A 15,841-nucleotide genomic window follows, 5' to 3' on the forward strand; every position below is an offset into this window, starting at 1 on the left:
GCGCCTGCGGATTACTTCAGCATGTCGGCAACGGCCGCGCGCTCGTCTTCGAGCTCGGCGAGCGTCTTGTTGATCTTCTCGCGCGAGTACTCGTCGATCTCAAGCCCCTGGATGATCTTGAATTCGCCGTTCTTGCACTCACAAGGGAAGCCGAACACGACGCCGGCCGGGATGCCGTAGGAGCCATCGGACGGAACACCCATGGTGACCCAGTCGTCGGAGCCGAGGGCCCAGTCGCGCATGTGGTCGATAGCGGCGTTCGCAGCCGAGGCGGCCGACGACAGGCCGCGTGCGTCGATGATCGCCGCGCCGCGCTTGCCGACGGTCGGCAGGAAGACGTCGTTGTTCCAGGCGTGGTCATTGACCAGCGCCTTCACCGCATCGCCGTTCGAGGTGCAGAAACGGTAATCGGCGTACATCGATGGCGAGTGGTTGCCCCACACGACCATCTTCTTCAGGCTCGAAACCGGGCGGCCGGTCTTGGCAGCAAGCTGTGACAGGGCGCGATTGTGATCCAGGCGCAGCATGCCATGATAATTATTCGGGTTGGTGCGGCCGACCTTCTTGGCTGCTGCGCCAGCAATGTATGCATTGGTGTTGCAGGGGTTGCCGACGACGAGGACCTTGACCGTCTCCTTGGCGTTCTCGGCAATCGCCTTGCCCTGAACGGTGAAGATCGCGCCGTTCGCGGTTAGGAGGTCAGCGCGTTCCATGCCGGGGCCGCGCGGGCGGGCACCGACGAGCAAGCAGTAGTCCGCGTCCTTGAACGCGACATTCGGGTCGTCCGTTGCGACCATGCCGGCCAGCAGTGGGAACGCGCAGTCCTCGAGCTCCATCATGACGCCCTTGACCGCCTTCTGGGCTTGCGGCAGATCGAGCAGTTGCAGGATCACGGGCTGATCTTTGCCCAGCATTTCGCCGCTGGCGATACGGAACAGCAGGCTGTATCCGATCTGGCCGGCAGCGCCGGTGACGGCGACACGGACGGGGGCATTGCTCATCTGAGTACTCCCTCTAAAGCGAATTGAAGAGACGACGGTTTTGATTGTAGATCTTGCGCCCGCGATTGCAGCTCGGCGTTCGACTATGGAAAGCGGGAAAGCGGTTTCCGGGGCGGGAGGATGGTAGAAGCAAGTCCGGTGCGTGTCAATTAATGTCACTTGTCTTATATAAGACATTAGACTGATAATGGACGCTGGAAAAAATTTGTGATGAAATGCGTCCATGGCACAGGAATCCCCAACCTTCAGTCCGCTTTACCGGCAGATCAAGAGCTTGATTCTTCAGGCACTTGAGTCGGGCGAATGGCGTCCCGGGCAGGTGATTCCGAGCGAGCAGGAGCTCGCCTCGCGATTCAGCGTTTCTCAGGGGACGGTCCGCAAGGCGATCGACGAGATGGCCGCCGAGAATCTTCTCGTGCGCAAGCAGGGTAAAGGCACCTTCGTTGCATCCCACAACGATCCGCGAGCCCTTTTCCGTTTCCTGCGCCTCGTCCCGATGGATGGCGATCTCGCTCATCCGCAGAGCGTGCCGATGGACTGCTGGCGCGCCAAGGCGGGCCAGGAGGCTTCGCGCATGCTCGGCATCGAGCAGGGCGAGCCCATCATCATCGTGCGACGCCTGCTCAAATTCGCGCAAAAGCCGGTGGTCATCGACGAAATTTATCTCCCCGGCGAGATTTTTCAGGGCTTGACCCTTGAGGTGCTGCAGAGCTGGAACGGCTCGCTCTACAGCCTGTTCGAAACGCGCTTCGGACTGCGCATGATTCGCGCACAGGAGCGGATCCGTGCCGTGGCGGCCGACCGGTCGACCAGCGAGACGCTGCGTGTACCGGAAGGCACGCCGCTCTTGTCGGTCGAGCGCGTCACATACACTTATGGCGATAAACCGGTCGAATGGCGGCGCGGCCTCTATTCCACGGCCGAGCATTTTTATCTGAATGAACTGAATTGAGCGCGTGGGGCGGCGGAATGAATAGCTTCCGCGTATATAATTCCCGCGCTTTGCAAGTTGGGAGAACCGCGTCGGGCAACCGTCGCTAAACTAGGGGTAAAACAATATGTCAGAAGCCATAGTGCGAAAGCAGCGGCCCAAATTCCTGGCCCTGCACGAAATCCGGCTCCCGTTGCCGGGTATCGTTTCCATTCTTCACCGGGTCAGCGGGGCGGGGCTGTTCCTGATGATGCCGTTCCTCTTGTACCTGTTCGATCGCAGCCTCGCTTCGCCCGAGTCGTTTGCGGCATACAAGAGCGTAGTCGGCAACCCGCTCGTGAAGCTTCTCCTGCTGGGGCTGCTCTGGGCCTACCTGCATCACTTCTGCGCGGGCATCCGCTTCCTGCTGCTCGACCTTCACAAGGGCATCGACCTTCAGTCGGCTCGTAACAGCTCGCGCATCGTGCTGGTCGTCAGCATCGCGCTGACCGTGATCATCGGGGTGAAGCTATGGTAAATCGTATCGTCGTCGGCGCTCACTACGGCCTGCGCGACTGGATCGCGCAGCGAGCAACCGCACTGTTCATGGTGGTCTTCACCATTCTTTTCGCTGCGGCTGCACTCGGTCTTCCCGAGATGACCTATCAGACCTGGTCCGGCCTGTTCCGCAATGGCATCGTGCGGTTCTTCGCATTCCTGTTCTTCCTGGCGCTCTTCTATCACGCCTGGATCGGTGTGCGTGACATCTGGATGGATTACATCAAGCCGGTCGGCGTGCGTCTGGCCCTGCATCTCGTAACGATTTTCCTGCTCGTCGGCTACGCCGGCTGGGCTGCGCAGATTCTTTGGAGGCTGTGAGCGTGACTGTCGCTAAGCGTACTTTTGACGCAGTTATCGTTGGCGCCGGCGGTGCCGGACTGCGTGCGGCCCTGCAACTTTCCGAGGCCGGTCTGAAGACCGCCGTGCTGACCAAGGTCTTCCCGACCCGTTCGCATACCGTCGCAGCGCAGGGTGGCGTTGCCGCTTCGCTCGGCAACTCGACGGAAGACAACTGGCACTGGCATATGTACGACACCGTCAAGGGGTCGGACTGGCTCGGCGACCAGGATGCAATCGAATTCATGTGCCGCAAGGCCAACGAAGTGGTCGTCGAACTCGAACACTACGGCATGCCTTTCGATCGCACCGATAACGGCAAGATCTACCAGCGCCCGTTCGGCGGCCACTCGCAGAACTATGGTCAGTCGCCCGTTTCGCGCTCCTGTGCTGCGGCGGACCGTACCGGCCATGCGATGCTGCACGCGCTGTACCAGCGCAATGTGCGCGCCAACACGCAGTTCTTCGTCGAGTGGATGGCGCTCGATCTCATCCGCGACGCGGACGGCGATGTCCTCGGCGTGACCGCGCTGGAAATGGAAACGGGCGAAGTCTCGATTTTCCACGCCAAGGCGACGATCTTCGCGACTGGCGGCGCCGGCCGCATCTTCCACAGCTCGACGAATGCGTTCATCAACACCGGTGACGGCCTCGGGATGGCGGCGCGCGCCGGCGTTCCGCTCGAAGACATGGAGTTCTGGCAGTTCCACCCGACGGGCGTGTTCGGTGCCGGGGTGCTGATCACCGAGGGCGTGCGCGGCGAAGGCGGCATCCTGCGCAATGCGTCCGGCGAGCGCTTCATGGAGCGTTATGCGCCGAACCTCAAGGATCTCGCATCGCGCGACGTCGTTTCGCGTTCGATGGTCACCGAGATCAATGAAGGTCGCGGCTGCGGTCCCGACAAGGATCACGTGCTGCTGGACATCACGCACTTGTCCCCGGAAACGATCATGAAGCGGCTGCCGGGCATCCGCGAGATCTCGATCCAGTTTGCCGGCGTCGACCCCATCAAGGCCCCCATTCCGGTTGTCCCGACTGCGCATTACCAGATGGGCGGTATTCCGACGAACTACAAGGGCCAGGTCGTGGCGCCGAAGGGCGGCAATCCGAACGCGCCGATCACCGGTTTCTATGCGGCGGGCGAATGTGCCTGCGCATCAGTGCACGGCGCAAACCGCCTCGGCACGAACTCGCTGCTCGATCTGCTGGTGTTCGGCAAGTCGGCCGGTGAGTCGGTCGTGGAGGATTTGAGCAGCGGGAACCTCAGCCTCAAACCGCTGCCGGACGATGCCGCAGACATATCCCTCGCGCGTCTCGCGCGCCTCGAAGGTCAGACGAACGGCGAGAGCGTGTTCGACGTCGGCCTCGAGATGCGCCGCACGATGCAAAAGCACGCGGGCGTGTTCCGTTTCGACAACCTGCTGAAGGAAGGCGTCACGCAGATCCTGGCGGTGGCCGAACGGGCCAAACGCACCGGGATCAAGGACAAGTCGAAGGTCTGGAATACGGCACGCACCGAAGCCCTCGAGCTCGACAACCTGATCGAGGTCGCGAAGGCGACGATGGTTTCGGCCGAAGCCCGGAAGGAATCCCGCGGCGCGCACGTGCGCGATGACGCACCCGATACGCCGGAATTCCCGAATGGCCGTAACGACAATGAATGGCTCAAGCACTCGCTGTGGTACAGCGAAGCGAACCGGCTCGAATACAAGCCGGTGACGATGAAGCCGTTGTCACACGATGTCGAGCCGATCGCGCTCGCGAAGCGCACCTACTGAGCGCGGGAGAACTACTGAAATGAGCAAGCGCACCATTCAATTGAAGATGTACCGCTACGATCCGGACAAGGACGACAAGCCGTACATGCAGGACTACACCCTTGAACTGGAACCGTCGGACAAGAAGCTGCTCGACGTGCTGGTTCGACTGAAGTCGCAGGACGATTCGCTGTCGTTCCGCCGCTCTTGCCGCGAAGGCGTTTGCGGTTCGGACGCAATGAACGTCAACGGCAAGAACCGGCTTGCGTGCCTTACCGATATCGAGGGCCTGCCGCAGCCGATCGTGCTGCGTCCGCTGCCGGGGCTGCCCGTGATCCGCGACCTGATCGTCGACATGACGCAGTTCTTCAAGCAGTACCACTCGATCAAGCCGTACCTGATCAATGACACGCCGGCACCCGAGCGCGAGCGCCTGCAATCGCCGGAAGACCGCGAGGAACTCAACGGTCTGTACGAGTGCATCCTGTGTGCCTGCTGCTCGACGTCCTGCCCGTCCTTCTGGTGGAACCCGGACAAATTCGTCGGGCCGGCGGGCCTGCTCGCAGCGTACCGGTTCCTCGCCGACACGCGCGACGAGGCGACGTCCGAGCGCCTCGATAACCTCGAGGATCCGTACCGCCTGTTCCGCTGCCACAGCATCATGAACTGCGTCGACGTGTGTCCGAAGAGTCTGAATCCGACGCGCGCTATCGGCAAGATCAAGGACATGATGGTCAGCCGGGCAGTATGAGCATCAACCGGGGACGCGTGCGCTGGCAATGTCGTAGGGCTCTCCTGGAGCTCGACCTCGTCTTCGCACGCTTTCTGGAAAGGGACTTCGACCGTCTTACGGATGGTCAGTTGGCGGACCTCGACGACTTGCTCCGTTGTGAGGACCATGAGCTGTGGGCCATGGTCAACGGGAGCAGTCCCTGCGAGGTCGACCGCTGGAAGGAGATGATCGGACTGCTGAGTCAGCGTTGACTCGGCAGGACGGTCGTCACAGGGAGCTAGTAGTTAATACGGGCACGCATAAGGGATGACCTATGAGCACTGAACGCACCGCAACGCTTACCGTCGATGGCAAGACCGTCGAATTCCCGGTGATGACCGGTACCCACGGGAACGATGTCATCGACATCCGTACCCTGGGCGCCAAGACCGGTCTCTTCACCTATGACTCTGGGTTCCTTTCGACCGCGAGCTGCAAGTCCACGATTACCTTCATCGACGGTGACAAGGGCGAGCTGCTGTATCGTGGCTATCCCATCGAGCAACTGGCCGAGAAGTGCAACTTCCTGGAGGTTGCCTACCTGCTCAAGAACGGCGAGCTGCCGAACTCCGCGCAGAAGGGTGAGTTCGAGACGACGATCAAGAACCACACGATGCTGCACGACCAGATGACGAAGTTCTATTCGGGCTTCCGTCGTGACGCGCACCCGATGGCGGTCATGGTCGGTGTGGTCGGCGCCCTGTCGGCGTTCTACCACGAGGCAATGGACTTCTCGGATGCTGCTCACCGCAACATCTCGATCAACCGTCTGATCGCCAAGCTGCCGACGATCGTTGCGATGGCCTACAAGTACAACATGGGCCAGCCCTTCATGTACCCGCGCAACGACCTCGACTACACGGCGAACTTCATGCACATGATGTTCGGTACGCCGTGCGAGAAGTACGAGCCGAACCCGGTGCTGGTGCGCGCACTGGACGTCATCTTCACGCTGCACGCCGACCACGAGCAGAACGCCTCGACCTCGACCGTCCGCCTCGCAGGCTCGTCGGGTGCCAACCCGTTCGCATGCATTTCGGCGGGCATTGCCTGCCTGTGGGGCCCGGCTCACGGCGGCGCGAACGAAGCTTGCCTGAACATGCTGGAAGAGATCGGCGACGTGTCGCGCGTCGGGGAGTACATCAAGCGCGCAAAGGACAAGAACGACAGCTTCAAGCTGATGGGCTTCGGCCATCGCGTGTACAAGAACTTCGACCCGCGCGCGAAGCTCATGGGCAAGGTCTGCGCCGACGTCCTGGGCGAACTGGGCCTCGAGAACGACCGCCTGTTCAAGCTGGCCAAGGAGCTCGAGAAGATCGCACTGGAAGACGAGTACTTCGTCGAGAAGAAGCTGTATCCGAACGTCGACTTCTACTCCGGTATCGTGCAGAAGGCACTGGGCATCCCGACTTCAATGTTCACGTGCATCTTCGCGCTGGCTCGTACGGTGGGCTGGATCACCCAGTGGGAAGAAATGATCACCGATCCCGAGTACAAGATCGGTCGCCCGCGCCAGCTCTATGTCGGTGCGGCGCGCCGCAACGTTCCGGAACTGGCCCAGCGTCCGTAACTGATGATCAAGGGCGGGAGAGAATCCCGGCGATGATCTCCGCGGGATGGTCGTTCGACGCGGCCATCCCGTTTTTGTTGGAGATGCCGGGCATGTAGCGTCGAGTAGCCCAAGCAACGCAATAAGACTACAGGTGGCATAACAAATGACCATTCAGCAACGATCCACTTCTCATTTGTTCGGCAGCAATGCGCCGTTCATCGAGGAGCTTTACGAGAATTACCTATCCGATCCGGCGTCGGTGCCGGAATCGTGGCGTGCCTATTTCGATAACCTCCAGTCGCAAAGCGGTGCGGCGCTGCGCGACGTGGCACACGGGCCCGTGATCGCGGCCTTTGCCGAGATGGCGAAGCGCGGCGCGGTCCGTACCGTCGTCTCCGAAGGTGACGACAAGCGGCAGGTGAGCACGCTGCAGCTCATCAACGCCTACCGTTTCCTCGGCAACCGCTGGGCAAATCTCGATCCGCTGCGTCGCACCGAGCGCCCGCACATCGCAGAGCTCGAACCTTCGTACTACGGTTTCACCGAGGCGGACCTGTCGCACAGCTTCAATACCGGTTCGTTCCACGGCTTCTCGACCGACCACGCGACGCTGCGCGAGATCCTCGAAGCAGTGCGCCAGACCTACTGCGGTTCGGTCGGCTCCGAATACATGTACATCTCCGACATCTCACAGAAGCGCTGGATCCAGGCGCGCCTGGAGAGCGTGCGCGCAACGCCGCGCTACGATGCAGCGAAGAAAAAGCGCATCCTCGAGCGCACCACCGCTGCAGAGACGCTCGAGCGCTACCTGCACACGCGATACGTCGGCCAGAAGCGCTTCTCGCTTGAAGGCGGCGAGTCGGCGATCGTCGCGATGGACGAACTGATCAGCGTTGCCGGTTCGCTCGGCGCTCAGGAAGTGGTGATCGGCATGGCTCACCGCGGTCGCCTGAACGTGCTGGTGAATACGTTGGGCAAGTCGCCATCGATGCTGTTCTCGGAATTCGAGGGCAAGGCTGCTGCAGACCTCACCGCGGGCGACGTGAAATACCACATGGGCTTCTCCAGCGACGTCATGACGTCGGGCGGGCCGATGCACCTCACTCTGGCGTTCAACCCGTCGCATCTGGAAATCATCAACCCGGTGGTTGAAGGTTCGGTGTATGCCCGTCAGGTGCGTCGCAGCGACGAGGCCAAGGCGCAGGTCATTCCCGTCCTGATCCACGGTGATGCGGCGGTGGCGGGGCAGGGCGTGAACCAGGAGATGCTGAACTTCTCCCAGACCCGCGGTTACGGCACGGGCGGCACGATTCACATCGTCATCAACAACCAGATTGGCTTCACGACCTCCGATCCGCGCGACTACCGCAGCTCGCTGTATTGCACGGACATCTTCAAGATGGTCGAAGCTCCGATCTTCCACGTGAATGGCGACGATCCCGAAGCCGTTGCGTTTGCCACCAAGCTCGCCGTCGAATTCCGCCAGGAGTTCCAGAAGGACGTGGTGCTCGACATCATCTGCTTCCGCAAGCTCGGCCACAACGAGCAGGACGAGCCGATGGTGACGCAGCCGTTGATGTATCGCACCATCCAGAAGCATCCGGGCACGCGCAAGCTCTACGCTGACCGCCTCGTCGCGGAAGGAACGTGCCAGGCTGACGAGCCCGACCGCATGATCGCCGAGTATCGCGAGCACCTCGATCGCGGCGAGCTGTTGGCGAATCCCGTTCTTCCGGGCCACAACCGTCAGTTCTCTGTGGATTGGACCCCGTTCCTCAAGCAGCCGTATACCGACGCCTGCGACACGGCGATTCCGGTCAGCGAGATCAAGCGCCTGGGCGAACGGCTTTCGACCGTTCCCGAGACGTTTGCGCTGCACTCGCGCGTGAAGAAGATCATCGATGACCGAGCCGGGATGGCACGGGGCGATCTGCCGCTCGACTGGGGCATGGGTGAAAACCTCGCTTACGCAAGCCTGCTCGCGCAGGGCTACCGCGTGCGAATTTCGGGTGAAGACGTCGGTCGCGGAACCTTCTTCCACCGCCATGCCGTGCTGCACGACCAGAAGCGCGAGCGCTGGGACGAAGGCATCTACAAGCCGCTGGATCACATCCAGGACGGCCAGGCCGGCTTCCAGTGCCACGATTCCGTGCTCTCCGAAGAGGCCGTGCTGGCGTTCGAATACGGCTACTCCACGACCGAACCGAACGAACTGGTGGTCTGGGAAGCCCAGTTCGGCGACTTCGTAAATGGCGCACAGGTCGTCATTGACCAGTTCATCAGCTCCGGTGAGGCGAAGTGGGGCCGACTGAGCGGCCTGGTGATGATGCTGCCGCACGGCTACGAAGGGCAGGGTCCCGAGCATTCGTCGTGCCGCCCCGAGCGCTTCATGAGCCTCGCGGCCGAGAACAACTGGCAGATCTGCGTCCCGACGACGCCGGCCCAGGTGTTCCATCTGCTGCGTCGCCAGATGCTGCGCAAGGTCCGGAAGCCGCTCATCATCGTCACGCCGAAGTCGCTGCTGCGTCACAAGGAAGCGATCTCGACGATGGACGAACTGGCCACCGGCAGCTTCCAGACCGTGATCCCCGAGGTCGAGAAGCTGGATCCGAAGAAGGTCAAGCGCGTGGTCCTGTGCCAGGGCAAGATCTATTACGAACTGCAGGCCCATCGTCGCGAGAACAAGATCACCGACACGGCACTGGTTCGTATCGAGCAGATCTACCCGTTCCCGACCGACGCATTCGCCGCCGCCATCAACCAGTTCCCGAATGCAAAGGAAGTGGTGTGGTGCCAGGAAGAGCCCCGCAACCAGGGCGCGTGGTACTGGCTCGCTTCGCGTCAGCATCTCATCAACGTGCTGGGCACCAAGCGCAAGTTGCTGCTCGTCAGCCGCCCGGCATCTGCTTCCCCTGCCGTCGGCTACTACGCCAAGCACAACGCGCAGCAGAAGGCTGTTCTGGAAAACGCATTCGGTCCCATTCAGGACACGACGCAACAATCGCCCAACTAATAAGCAAAAGCTCGAACTTCGGGAGAAGATTACATGCTGATTGAAGTGAAAGTTCCGCAACTGTCGGAATCGGTGTCGGAGGCCACGCTCGTTTCGTGGCACAAGAAGGAAGGCGACGCGGTGTCGCGTGACGAGAACCTGATCGACATCGAAACCGACAAGGTCGTCCTCGAGACGCCGGCTCCTGCCGATGGCGTGCTGGTCAAGATCATCAAGGCGAACGGCGACAACGTGACTTCGGGCGAACTGATCGCCCAGATCGATACGGAGGCGAAGGCTTCCGCCGGTGCCGCCGCGCCTGCGGCTGCCGCTGCCCCTGCGGCGGCTCCCGCTGCTGCAGCCCCGTCGGCCGCCGCCGGCGCCGCCAGCCCGGCCGCACGCAAGATTCTCGAAGAGAAGGGAATCGCTGCCGCCGACGTCGCCGGCTCCGGCCGCGGCGGACGCGTCACCAAGGAAGATGCGGTTGCTGCCCAGCCGCGTCCGGCCGCAGCACCCACCGCTGCACCGGCCTCGCTCACCCTGACCGGCGATCGTCCGGAAGAGCGCGTGCCGATGACCCGCCTGCGTGCCCGCATTGCCGAGCGCCTGATCCAGTCGAAGAACGAAAACGCGATCCTGACGACGTTCAACGAAGTGAACATGGCCCCGGTCATGGCGCTGCGCAAGCAGTACGGCGACAAGTTCGAAAAGGCGCACGGCGTCCGTCTCGGCTTCATGGGCTTCTTCGTCAAGGCCGCGGTCGCCGCGCTGAAGAAATTCCCGATCCTGAACGCCTCGGTAGACGGTACCGACATCATCTACCACGGCTACATCGACATCGGCATCGCCGTTGGTTCGCCGCGTGGTCTCGTGGTGCCCATCCTGCGTGATGCGGACCAGATGTCGATCGCCGACATCGAGAAGAAGATCGCCGAGTACGGCCAGAAAGCAAAGGACGGCAAGCTGTCGCTCGAGGAACTGTCCGGCGGCACGTTCTCGATCTCCAACGGCGGCGTGTTCGGCTCGATGCTGTCAACTCCGATCATCAACCCGCCGCAGTCGGCCATCCTCGGCATCCACGCGACCAAGGATCGCCCGGTGGTCGAGAACGGCCAGATCGTGATCCGTCCGATCAACTACTTGGCGATGTCGTACGATCACCGCATCATCGACGGCCGTGAAGCCGTCCTCGGCCTGGTGACGATGAAGGAAGCACTGGAAGATCCGGCTCGCCTGATCCTCGACGTGTAATCGACATGCTGCGTGGCGCTCCGTCGGACCTTGCCGTCCGGCGTAGCGCCACGCTTTTCCTTTTTCGGGAGTGAATGATGGCTGACAAGCAATTCGACGTACTCGTCATCGGCGGCGGGCCTGGGGGGTATGTGGCGGCGATTCGTGCCGCACAACTGGGTTTCAAGACGGCGTGCGCGGAATCCAATCCGTATGCCGATCCGAAGGGCGAGCCGCGTCTTGGCGGCACCTGCCTCAACGTCGGGTGCATCCCGTCGAAGGCGCTACTGCACACCTCGCACCTCTTCGAGGAGGCCGAGCACTCGTTCGAGGGCCAGGGCATCAAGGTGAGCGGCGGCGTGAGCATCGAGGTGCCGACGATGATCGGTCGCAAGAACAAGGTCGTCGACCAGCTGACGCAGGGGATCAAGGGCCTGTTCAAGAAGAACAAGGTGACCTTCCTGGCCGGCCATGGCAGCTTCGAGAGCGCGGGTGCGGCCGGTTATGTGGTCAAGGTCGGCAATGAAACGGTGGAGGCCAAGCACGTCATCATTGCGACCGGTTCCAAGCCCCGTCACTTGCCGGGCATTCCGGTCGATAACAAGATTGTCTGCGACAACGTCGGCGCACTGGATTTCGATTCGGTGCCGAAGAAGCTCGGCGTCATCGGTGCCGGCGTGATCGGCCTGGAAATGGGCTCGGTATGGCGTCGTCTCGGCTCGGAAGTGACCGTGCTGGAAGCGCTGCCTGATTTCATGGGCTTCGCCGATGTCGACGTCGCCAAGGAAGCGCTCAAGGTCTTCACCAAGCAGGGACTCAAGATCCAGACCGGCGTGAAGATCGGCGACACCAAGGTGTCGAAGAAGGGCGTCTCCATCGCCTACACCGACAAGGACGGCAAGGAAGCCAAGCTGGAATGCGATCGCCTGATCGTGTCCGTCGGCCGCGTCCCGAATACCGACGGTTTGAATGCTGCGGCAGTCGGTCTGAACGTGAATGACCGCGGCCAGATCGTCGTCGACGGGCACTGCAAGTCGAATCTGCCCAATGTCTACGCGGTCGGCGACGTCGTCCGTGGTCCCATGCTCGCACACAAGGCGATGGAAGAGGCTGTCATGGTCGCTGAAATCATCGCGGGGCAGGCCGGGCACTGCAACCTCGACATGGTTCCGGGCGTGATCTACACGTCGCCCGAGATCGCCTGGGTCGGCAAGACCGAACAGCAGCTCAAGGCCGAAGGCGTCGCCTACCGGGCCGGCAAGATCCCGTTCATGGCCAACGGCCGCGCACTCGGATCCGGCGACCCAACCGGTTTCGTCAAGATGCTGGCCTGCGCCACGACCGACCGCATCCTCGGCGTGCACATCATCGGAGCCAACGCATCCGAGCTGATCTCGGAAGCTGTCGTCGCGATGGAGTTCGGCGGCGCCTCGGAAGACCTGGCACGCATCTGCCACGCTCACCCGACCCTGTCGGAAGTTGTGCACGAAGCAGCCCTCGCAGTGGATAAGCGTCCGCTGCACTTCTGATCGGCCTTTCGGCTGGTCGCTCGCGGGGTGGTGCGGGATAATCCCGGACCACCCTCATTTTTTCGCATTACGGTTTCAGGCAGATTCCATGCCCCATCGCGTCCTGAATGTCCCGCAGTACGGGATGCTCGAGGCCTACGAGGCCCAACTCGCTGCTCGTGGTTACAAATCGGACCCGGAGCAGCGCGCTGCTGCGCAGCGCCTGCAGGTACTCTATTCCGATCTTCTGGGTTTCAAGGCAGCGCGGCGCGGCACCCTGCGCAAGCTCTTCACCCGACCGCAGATGCCCCGCAGCGTGTATTTCTGGGGAGGCGTGGGACGCGGCAAGAGCTTCCTGATGGATTGCTTCTACGACTCGGTTCCGTATCAACGCAAGCGGCGGGTGCATTTCCATGCTTTCATGCAGGAGGTGCAGAACGATCTGAGGGAATTCAACAAAGAGCCGGATCCCCTGCAGCGGGTGGCAGACCGCGTTGCCAAGGAAACGCGGCTGTTGTGCTTCGATGAATTTCACGTGTCCGACATCGCCGATGCGATGATTCTGGGGCGCCTGCTCGAAGCGCTATTAGCACGCGGCGTCATCTTCGTGATGACCTCGAATTACCCGCCCGACGGCTTGTATCCGAACGGGCTGCAGCGCATCAACTTCCTGCCGACGATCGAGATGATCAAACGGCGCTTCGACGTCTTCGAGGTGGACCACGGCACCGATTACCGGCTGCGGACCCTGGAGCAGATGGAGATCTACCTCGTTCCCGCAGACGGCGCGGCGGAGCGCAAGATGCGCAAGGACTTCTATCATCTGGCAGCAAGCGAACCGGCTGCCGGAGAGATCGACCTGTTCGAACGCAAACTGGCGGTGCTTGGGCACGCGACCGGCGTGATCTGGTTCGACTTTGCGACGCTTTGCGGTGGGCCGCGCTCGCAGAACGATTACCTGGAGATCGCGCGGGAGCACCATACTCTGATCCTGTCGGGTATCCCGCGGATGAGCGCCGGTAACGCCTCCGAGGCGCGCCGCTTCACCTGGCTTGTCGACGTCTTGTACGACCACCGCGTGAAACTCATCGCCAGCGCCGAGGTGGACGCCGCCGAGCTCTACACGCAGGGGCATAACGCGCATGAGTTCGTCCGCACGGTAAGCCGGCTGATCGAGATGCGCAGCCGGGAATACCTCGCGCAGGGCCACCGCGTAGATTGAGCCCGAAATTGGCCAACCTGGGAGCCTCGGGTCCGCGATGATCGATCTTGAAAAAGCCTTTTCGCCCGAGGGTCCGCTCGCCGAGGCGATTCCGTCGTTTCGTCCGCGATCGCAGCAGCTCGAGATGGCCCGCCTGATTGCCGATGCGTTGCGGGAGAATCGCGTCCTGGTGGCGGAAGCCGGCACCGGTACCGGGAAGACATTTGCCTATCTCGTGCCCGCCCTCCTGTCGGGCGGAAAGGTGATCCTCTCCACCGGGACGAAGACGCTGCAGGACCAGTTGTTCAATCGCGACCTTCCGACCATCCGGGCTGCGCTGAAAGTCCCCGTCACGATCGCGCTGCTGAAGGGACGCGCGAATTACGTGTGTCCCTATCACCTGGCGCGCAACGAGCGCGAGGGGCGATTCCTCACGGCGCAGGACGCAGCGGACCTGCGCACGATCGCGCGCTTCGCCAAGATCACGCAGAGCGGCGACAAGGCCGAATGCAGCGAAGTGCGCGAGGATTCGCCCGCCTGGTTTGCCGCGACTTCCACGCGTGACAATTGTCTGGGGCAGGAGTGCCCCGACGTGAAGGAATGCTTCGTGCTGTCAGCGCGGCGCGCGGCGATGGATTCCGACGTGGTGGTCGTGAATCACCATCTTTTCTTCGCCGACGTGATGCTGCGCGACGAGGGCATGGGGGAACTGCTACCGTCCTGCAATGCGGTGATTTTCGACGAGGCCCACCAACTTCCCGAAACGGCGAGCCTGTTCTTCGGCGAGAGCGTGTCGACGGCACAAATTCTCGAACTCGCGCGCGACACCCGCTCCGAGACGCTCGCCGGCGCACGCGACTGCCGGGAACTCATAGACGCCACCCGCGCGCTCGAGAAGGCGGCTCGCGATTTCCGGCTGGCTTTTGGAAGCGAACCTGCGCGGCTGTCGGCGGCACAGGCCGTCGCACTGCCGGATTTCAACAAGAGCCTCGACGCTCTTAATGCCGAGATCGATGCCTTCGCGGCGGTGCTCGAAACCCAGGCCGAACGCAGCGAAGGGCTCGCGAACTGCCTGCGCCGCACGGCCGAGATCGGCGAGCGGCTGGTCCGCTGGCGCTCGCCAGACGCGGGCGAATTCATCCGCTGGGTGGAGGTGTTCCAGCTCTCCGCAGCGCTCAACGCGACCCCGCTACATATCTCGGGCGTCTTCCGGCGCCAGCTCGAAAGCCATCCGCGGGCGTGGATTTTCACCTCGGCGACGCTGGCCGTGGGGCAGAATTTCGCCCACTACTGCAACGAAATGGGCTTAAGCTGGATCGACCCGCCGCCGGTCACGGCCGTGTGGGGGAGCCCCTTCGACTACGCCAAGCAGGCGCTGCTGTACGCACCGGCCGCGATGCCCGATCCGAACCACCCCGACTATGCCGAGGCCGTCGCGCGCATCGCCTTGCCCCTGATTCGCGCCGCGCGCGGACGAACCTTCGTGCTTTGCACCTCTCTGCGCGCGATGAAGCGCATTCACGCACTGATATCGGAGGGGCTCGAACGCGCGGGAGACGAATTGCCGCTATTGCTGCAGGGAGAAGGATCGCGCTCCGAGCTCCTCGACCGCTTTCGGCGCATGGGGAACGCGGTGCTCGTGGCGAGCCAGAGCTTCTGGGAGGGCGTCGACGTGCCCGGTGACGCGCTGTCGGTGGTCGTCATCGACAAGTTGCCTTTCGCGCCGCCCGATGACCCCGTGCTCGCCGCGCGGGTGGAGCATCTGCAGAAGAGCGGGCACAATCCGTTCATGCACTATCAGTTGCCGCGTGCGGTGATCAACATGAAACAGGGGGCAGGGCGCCTGATTCGCAGTGAGCGCGATCTTGGCGTGCTGTGCATCTGCGATCCGCGGATGATCGAAAAGCAGTACGGCAAGATCGTCTGGCGGAGTTTGCCGCCGATGCGACGCACGCGCGCCGAAGCGGACGCCGTCGCATTCCTGGAACAGCTCCCGCCACCTCGCGGGGCCTGATTTGCCA

13 protein-coding genes are annotated in these 15,841 nt (G+C 62.3%); 12 read left to right on the forward strand and 1 reads right to left on the reverse strand.

What is annotated here, in order from left to right:
• Nucleotides 1-11: 11 nt before the first annotated feature.
• Nucleotides 12-1,001, reverse strand: coding sequence for a malate dehydrogenase (locus tag ToN1_RS23160; RefSeq protein WP_169205500.1), 990 nt, complete (start codon nucleotides 999-1,001; stop codon nucleotides 12-14).
• Between the two features lie 223 nt (nucleotides 1,002-1,224).
• On the opposite strand from ToN1_RS23160, the gene ToN1_RS23165 reads away from it, so the two are divergent.
• The 12 genes from ToN1_RS23165 (at nucleotide 1,225) to yoaA (ending at nucleotide 15,834) form a co-directional block, all read left to right on the forward strand.
• Nucleotides 1,225-1,953, forward strand: a complete 729-nt coding sequence (locus ToN1_RS23165; RefSeq protein WP_169205501.1) for a GntR family transcriptional regulator — start codon at nucleotides 1,225-1,227, stop codon at nucleotides 1,951-1,953.
• A gap of 106 nt (nucleotides 1,954-2,059) precedes the next feature.
• Nucleotides 2,060-2,449, forward strand: coding sequence for a succinate dehydrogenase, cytochrome b556 subunit (gene sdhC, locus ToN1_RS23170; RefSeq protein WP_169127589.1), 390 nt, complete (start codon nucleotides 2,060-2,062; stop codon nucleotides 2,447-2,449).
• Entirely contained in the window at nucleotides 2,443-2,790 is a 348-nt protein-coding gene (gene sdhD / locus ToN1_RS23175) for a succinate dehydrogenase, hydrophobic membrane anchor protein (RefSeq protein ID WP_169205502.1), read from the forward strand. Before sdhC ends, sdhD begins: the two co-directional genes overlap by 7 nt.
• Before the next feature lie 2 nt (nucleotides 2,791-2,792).
• Nucleotides 2,793-4,586, forward strand: coding sequence for a succinate dehydrogenase flavoprotein subunit (sdhA, locus tag ToN1_RS23180; RefSeq protein WP_169205503.1), 1,794 nt, complete (start codon nucleotides 2,793-2,795; stop codon nucleotides 4,584-4,586).
• Between the two features lie 19 nt (nucleotides 4,587-4,605).
• Nucleotides 4,606-5,316: a succinate dehydrogenase iron-sulfur subunit gene (locus ToN1_RS23185; RefSeq protein WP_169205504.1), complete on the forward strand. Its 711-nt coding sequence runs from the start codon at nucleotides 4,606-4,608 to the stop codon at nucleotides 5,314-5,316.
• Nucleotides 5,313-5,549, forward strand: a complete 237-nt coding sequence (locus ToN1_RS23190) for an FAD assembly factor SdhE (RefSeq protein WP_169205505.1) — start codon at nucleotides 5,313-5,315, stop codon at nucleotides 5,547-5,549. Before ToN1_RS23185 ends, ToN1_RS23190 begins: the two co-directional genes overlap by 4 nt.
• 62 nt (nucleotides 5,550-5,611) lie before the next feature.
• Nucleotides 5,612-6,907, forward strand: coding sequence for a citrate synthase (gene gltA / locus ToN1_RS23195; RefSeq protein WP_169205506.1), 1,296 nt, complete (start codon nucleotides 5,612-5,614; stop codon nucleotides 6,905-6,907).
• A 145-nt stretch (nucleotides 6,908-7,052) separates the two neighbouring features.
• Nucleotides 7,053-9,902, forward strand: a complete 2,850-nt coding sequence (locus tag ToN1_RS23200; protein ID WP_169205507.1) for a 2-oxoglutarate dehydrogenase E1 component — start codon at nucleotides 7,053-7,055, stop codon at nucleotides 9,900-9,902.
• Between the two features lie 33 nt (nucleotides 9,903-9,935).
• Nucleotides 9,936-11,132 (forward strand): 2-oxoglutarate dehydrogenase complex dihydrolipoyllysine-residue succinyltransferase, encoded by a 1,197-nt coding sequence (odhB, locus tag ToN1_RS23205; protein WP_169205508.1) that lies wholly within the window; start codon nucleotides 9,936-9,938, stop codon nucleotides 11,130-11,132.
• A gap of 77 nt (nucleotides 11,133-11,209) precedes the next feature.
• Nucleotides 11,210-12,640 carry a dihydrolipoyl dehydrogenase gene (gene lpdA, locus ToN1_RS23210; RefSeq protein ID WP_169205509.1) on the forward strand — a complete coding sequence of 477 codons (1,431 nt, stop codon included), beginning with the start codon at nucleotides 11,210-11,212 and terminating at the stop codon, nucleotides 12,638-12,640.
• 88 nt (nucleotides 12,641-12,728) lie between these two features.
• A complete protein-coding gene (gene zapE / locus ToN1_RS23215) occupies nucleotides 12,729-13,841 on the forward strand; it encodes a cell division protein ZapE (RefSeq protein WP_169205510.1) in 1,113 nt (370 codons plus the stop codon).
• Nucleotides 13,842-13,878: 37 nt separating this feature from the next.
• Complete coding sequence (gene yoaA, locus ToN1_RS23220) at nucleotides 13,879-15,834, forward strand: DNA repair helicase YoaA (protein ID WP_169205511.1); 1,956 nt, start codon at nucleotides 13,879-13,881, stop codon at nucleotides 15,832-15,834.
• Nucleotides 15,835-15,841 lie beyond the last annotated feature (7 nt).

The sequence above is a fragment of the Aromatoleum petrolei genome (assembly GCF_017894385.1).
Lineage (GTDB): Bacteria > Pseudomonadota > Gammaproteobacteria > Burkholderiales > Rhodocyclaceae > Aromatoleum > Aromatoleum petrolei.

Coding starts and splice junctions, on each gene's coding strand:
- ToN1_RS23160 (WP_169205500.1), bottom strand. CDS start 1,001: ATGAGCAATGCCCCCGTCCGTGTCGCCGTCACCGGCGCTGCCGGCCAG.
- ToN1_RS23165 (WP_169205501.1), top strand. CDS start 1,225: ATGGCACAGGAATCCCCAACCTTCAGTCCGCTTTACCGGCAGATCAAG.
- sdhC (WP_169127589.1), top strand. CDS start 2,060: ATGTCAGAAGCCATAGTGCGAAAGCAGCGGCCCAAATTCCTGGCCCTG.
- sdhD (WP_169205502.1), top strand. CDS start 2,443: ATGGTAAATCGTATCGTCGTCGGCGCTCACTACGGCCTGCGCGACTGG.
- ToN1_RS23185 (WP_169205504.1), top strand. CDS start 4,606: ATGAGCAAGCGCACCATTCAATTGAAGATGTACCGCTACGATCCGGAC.
- ToN1_RS23190 (WP_169205505.1), top strand. CDS start 5,313: ATGAGCATCAACCGGGGACGCGTGCGCTGGCAATGTCGTAGGGCTCTC.
- gltA (WP_169205506.1), top strand. CDS start 5,612: ATGAGCACTGAACGCACCGCAACGCTTACCGTCGATGGCAAGACCGTC.
- ToN1_RS23200 (WP_169205507.1), top strand. CDS start 7,053: ATGACCATTCAGCAACGATCCACTTCTCATTTGTTCGGCAGCAATGCG.
- odhB (WP_169205508.1), top strand. CDS start 9,936: ATGCTGATTGAAGTGAAAGTTCCGCAACTGTCGGAATCGGTGTCGGAG.
- lpdA (WP_169205509.1), top strand. CDS start 11,210: ATGGCTGACAAGCAATTCGACGTACTCGTCATCGGCGGCGGGCCTGGG.
- zapE (WP_169205510.1), top strand. CDS start 12,729: ATGCCCCATCGCGTCCTGAATGTCCCGCAGTACGGGATGCTCGAGGCC.
- yoaA (WP_169205511.1), top strand. CDS start 13,879: ATGATCGATCTTGAAAAAGCCTTTTCGCCCGAGGGTCCGCTCGCCGAG.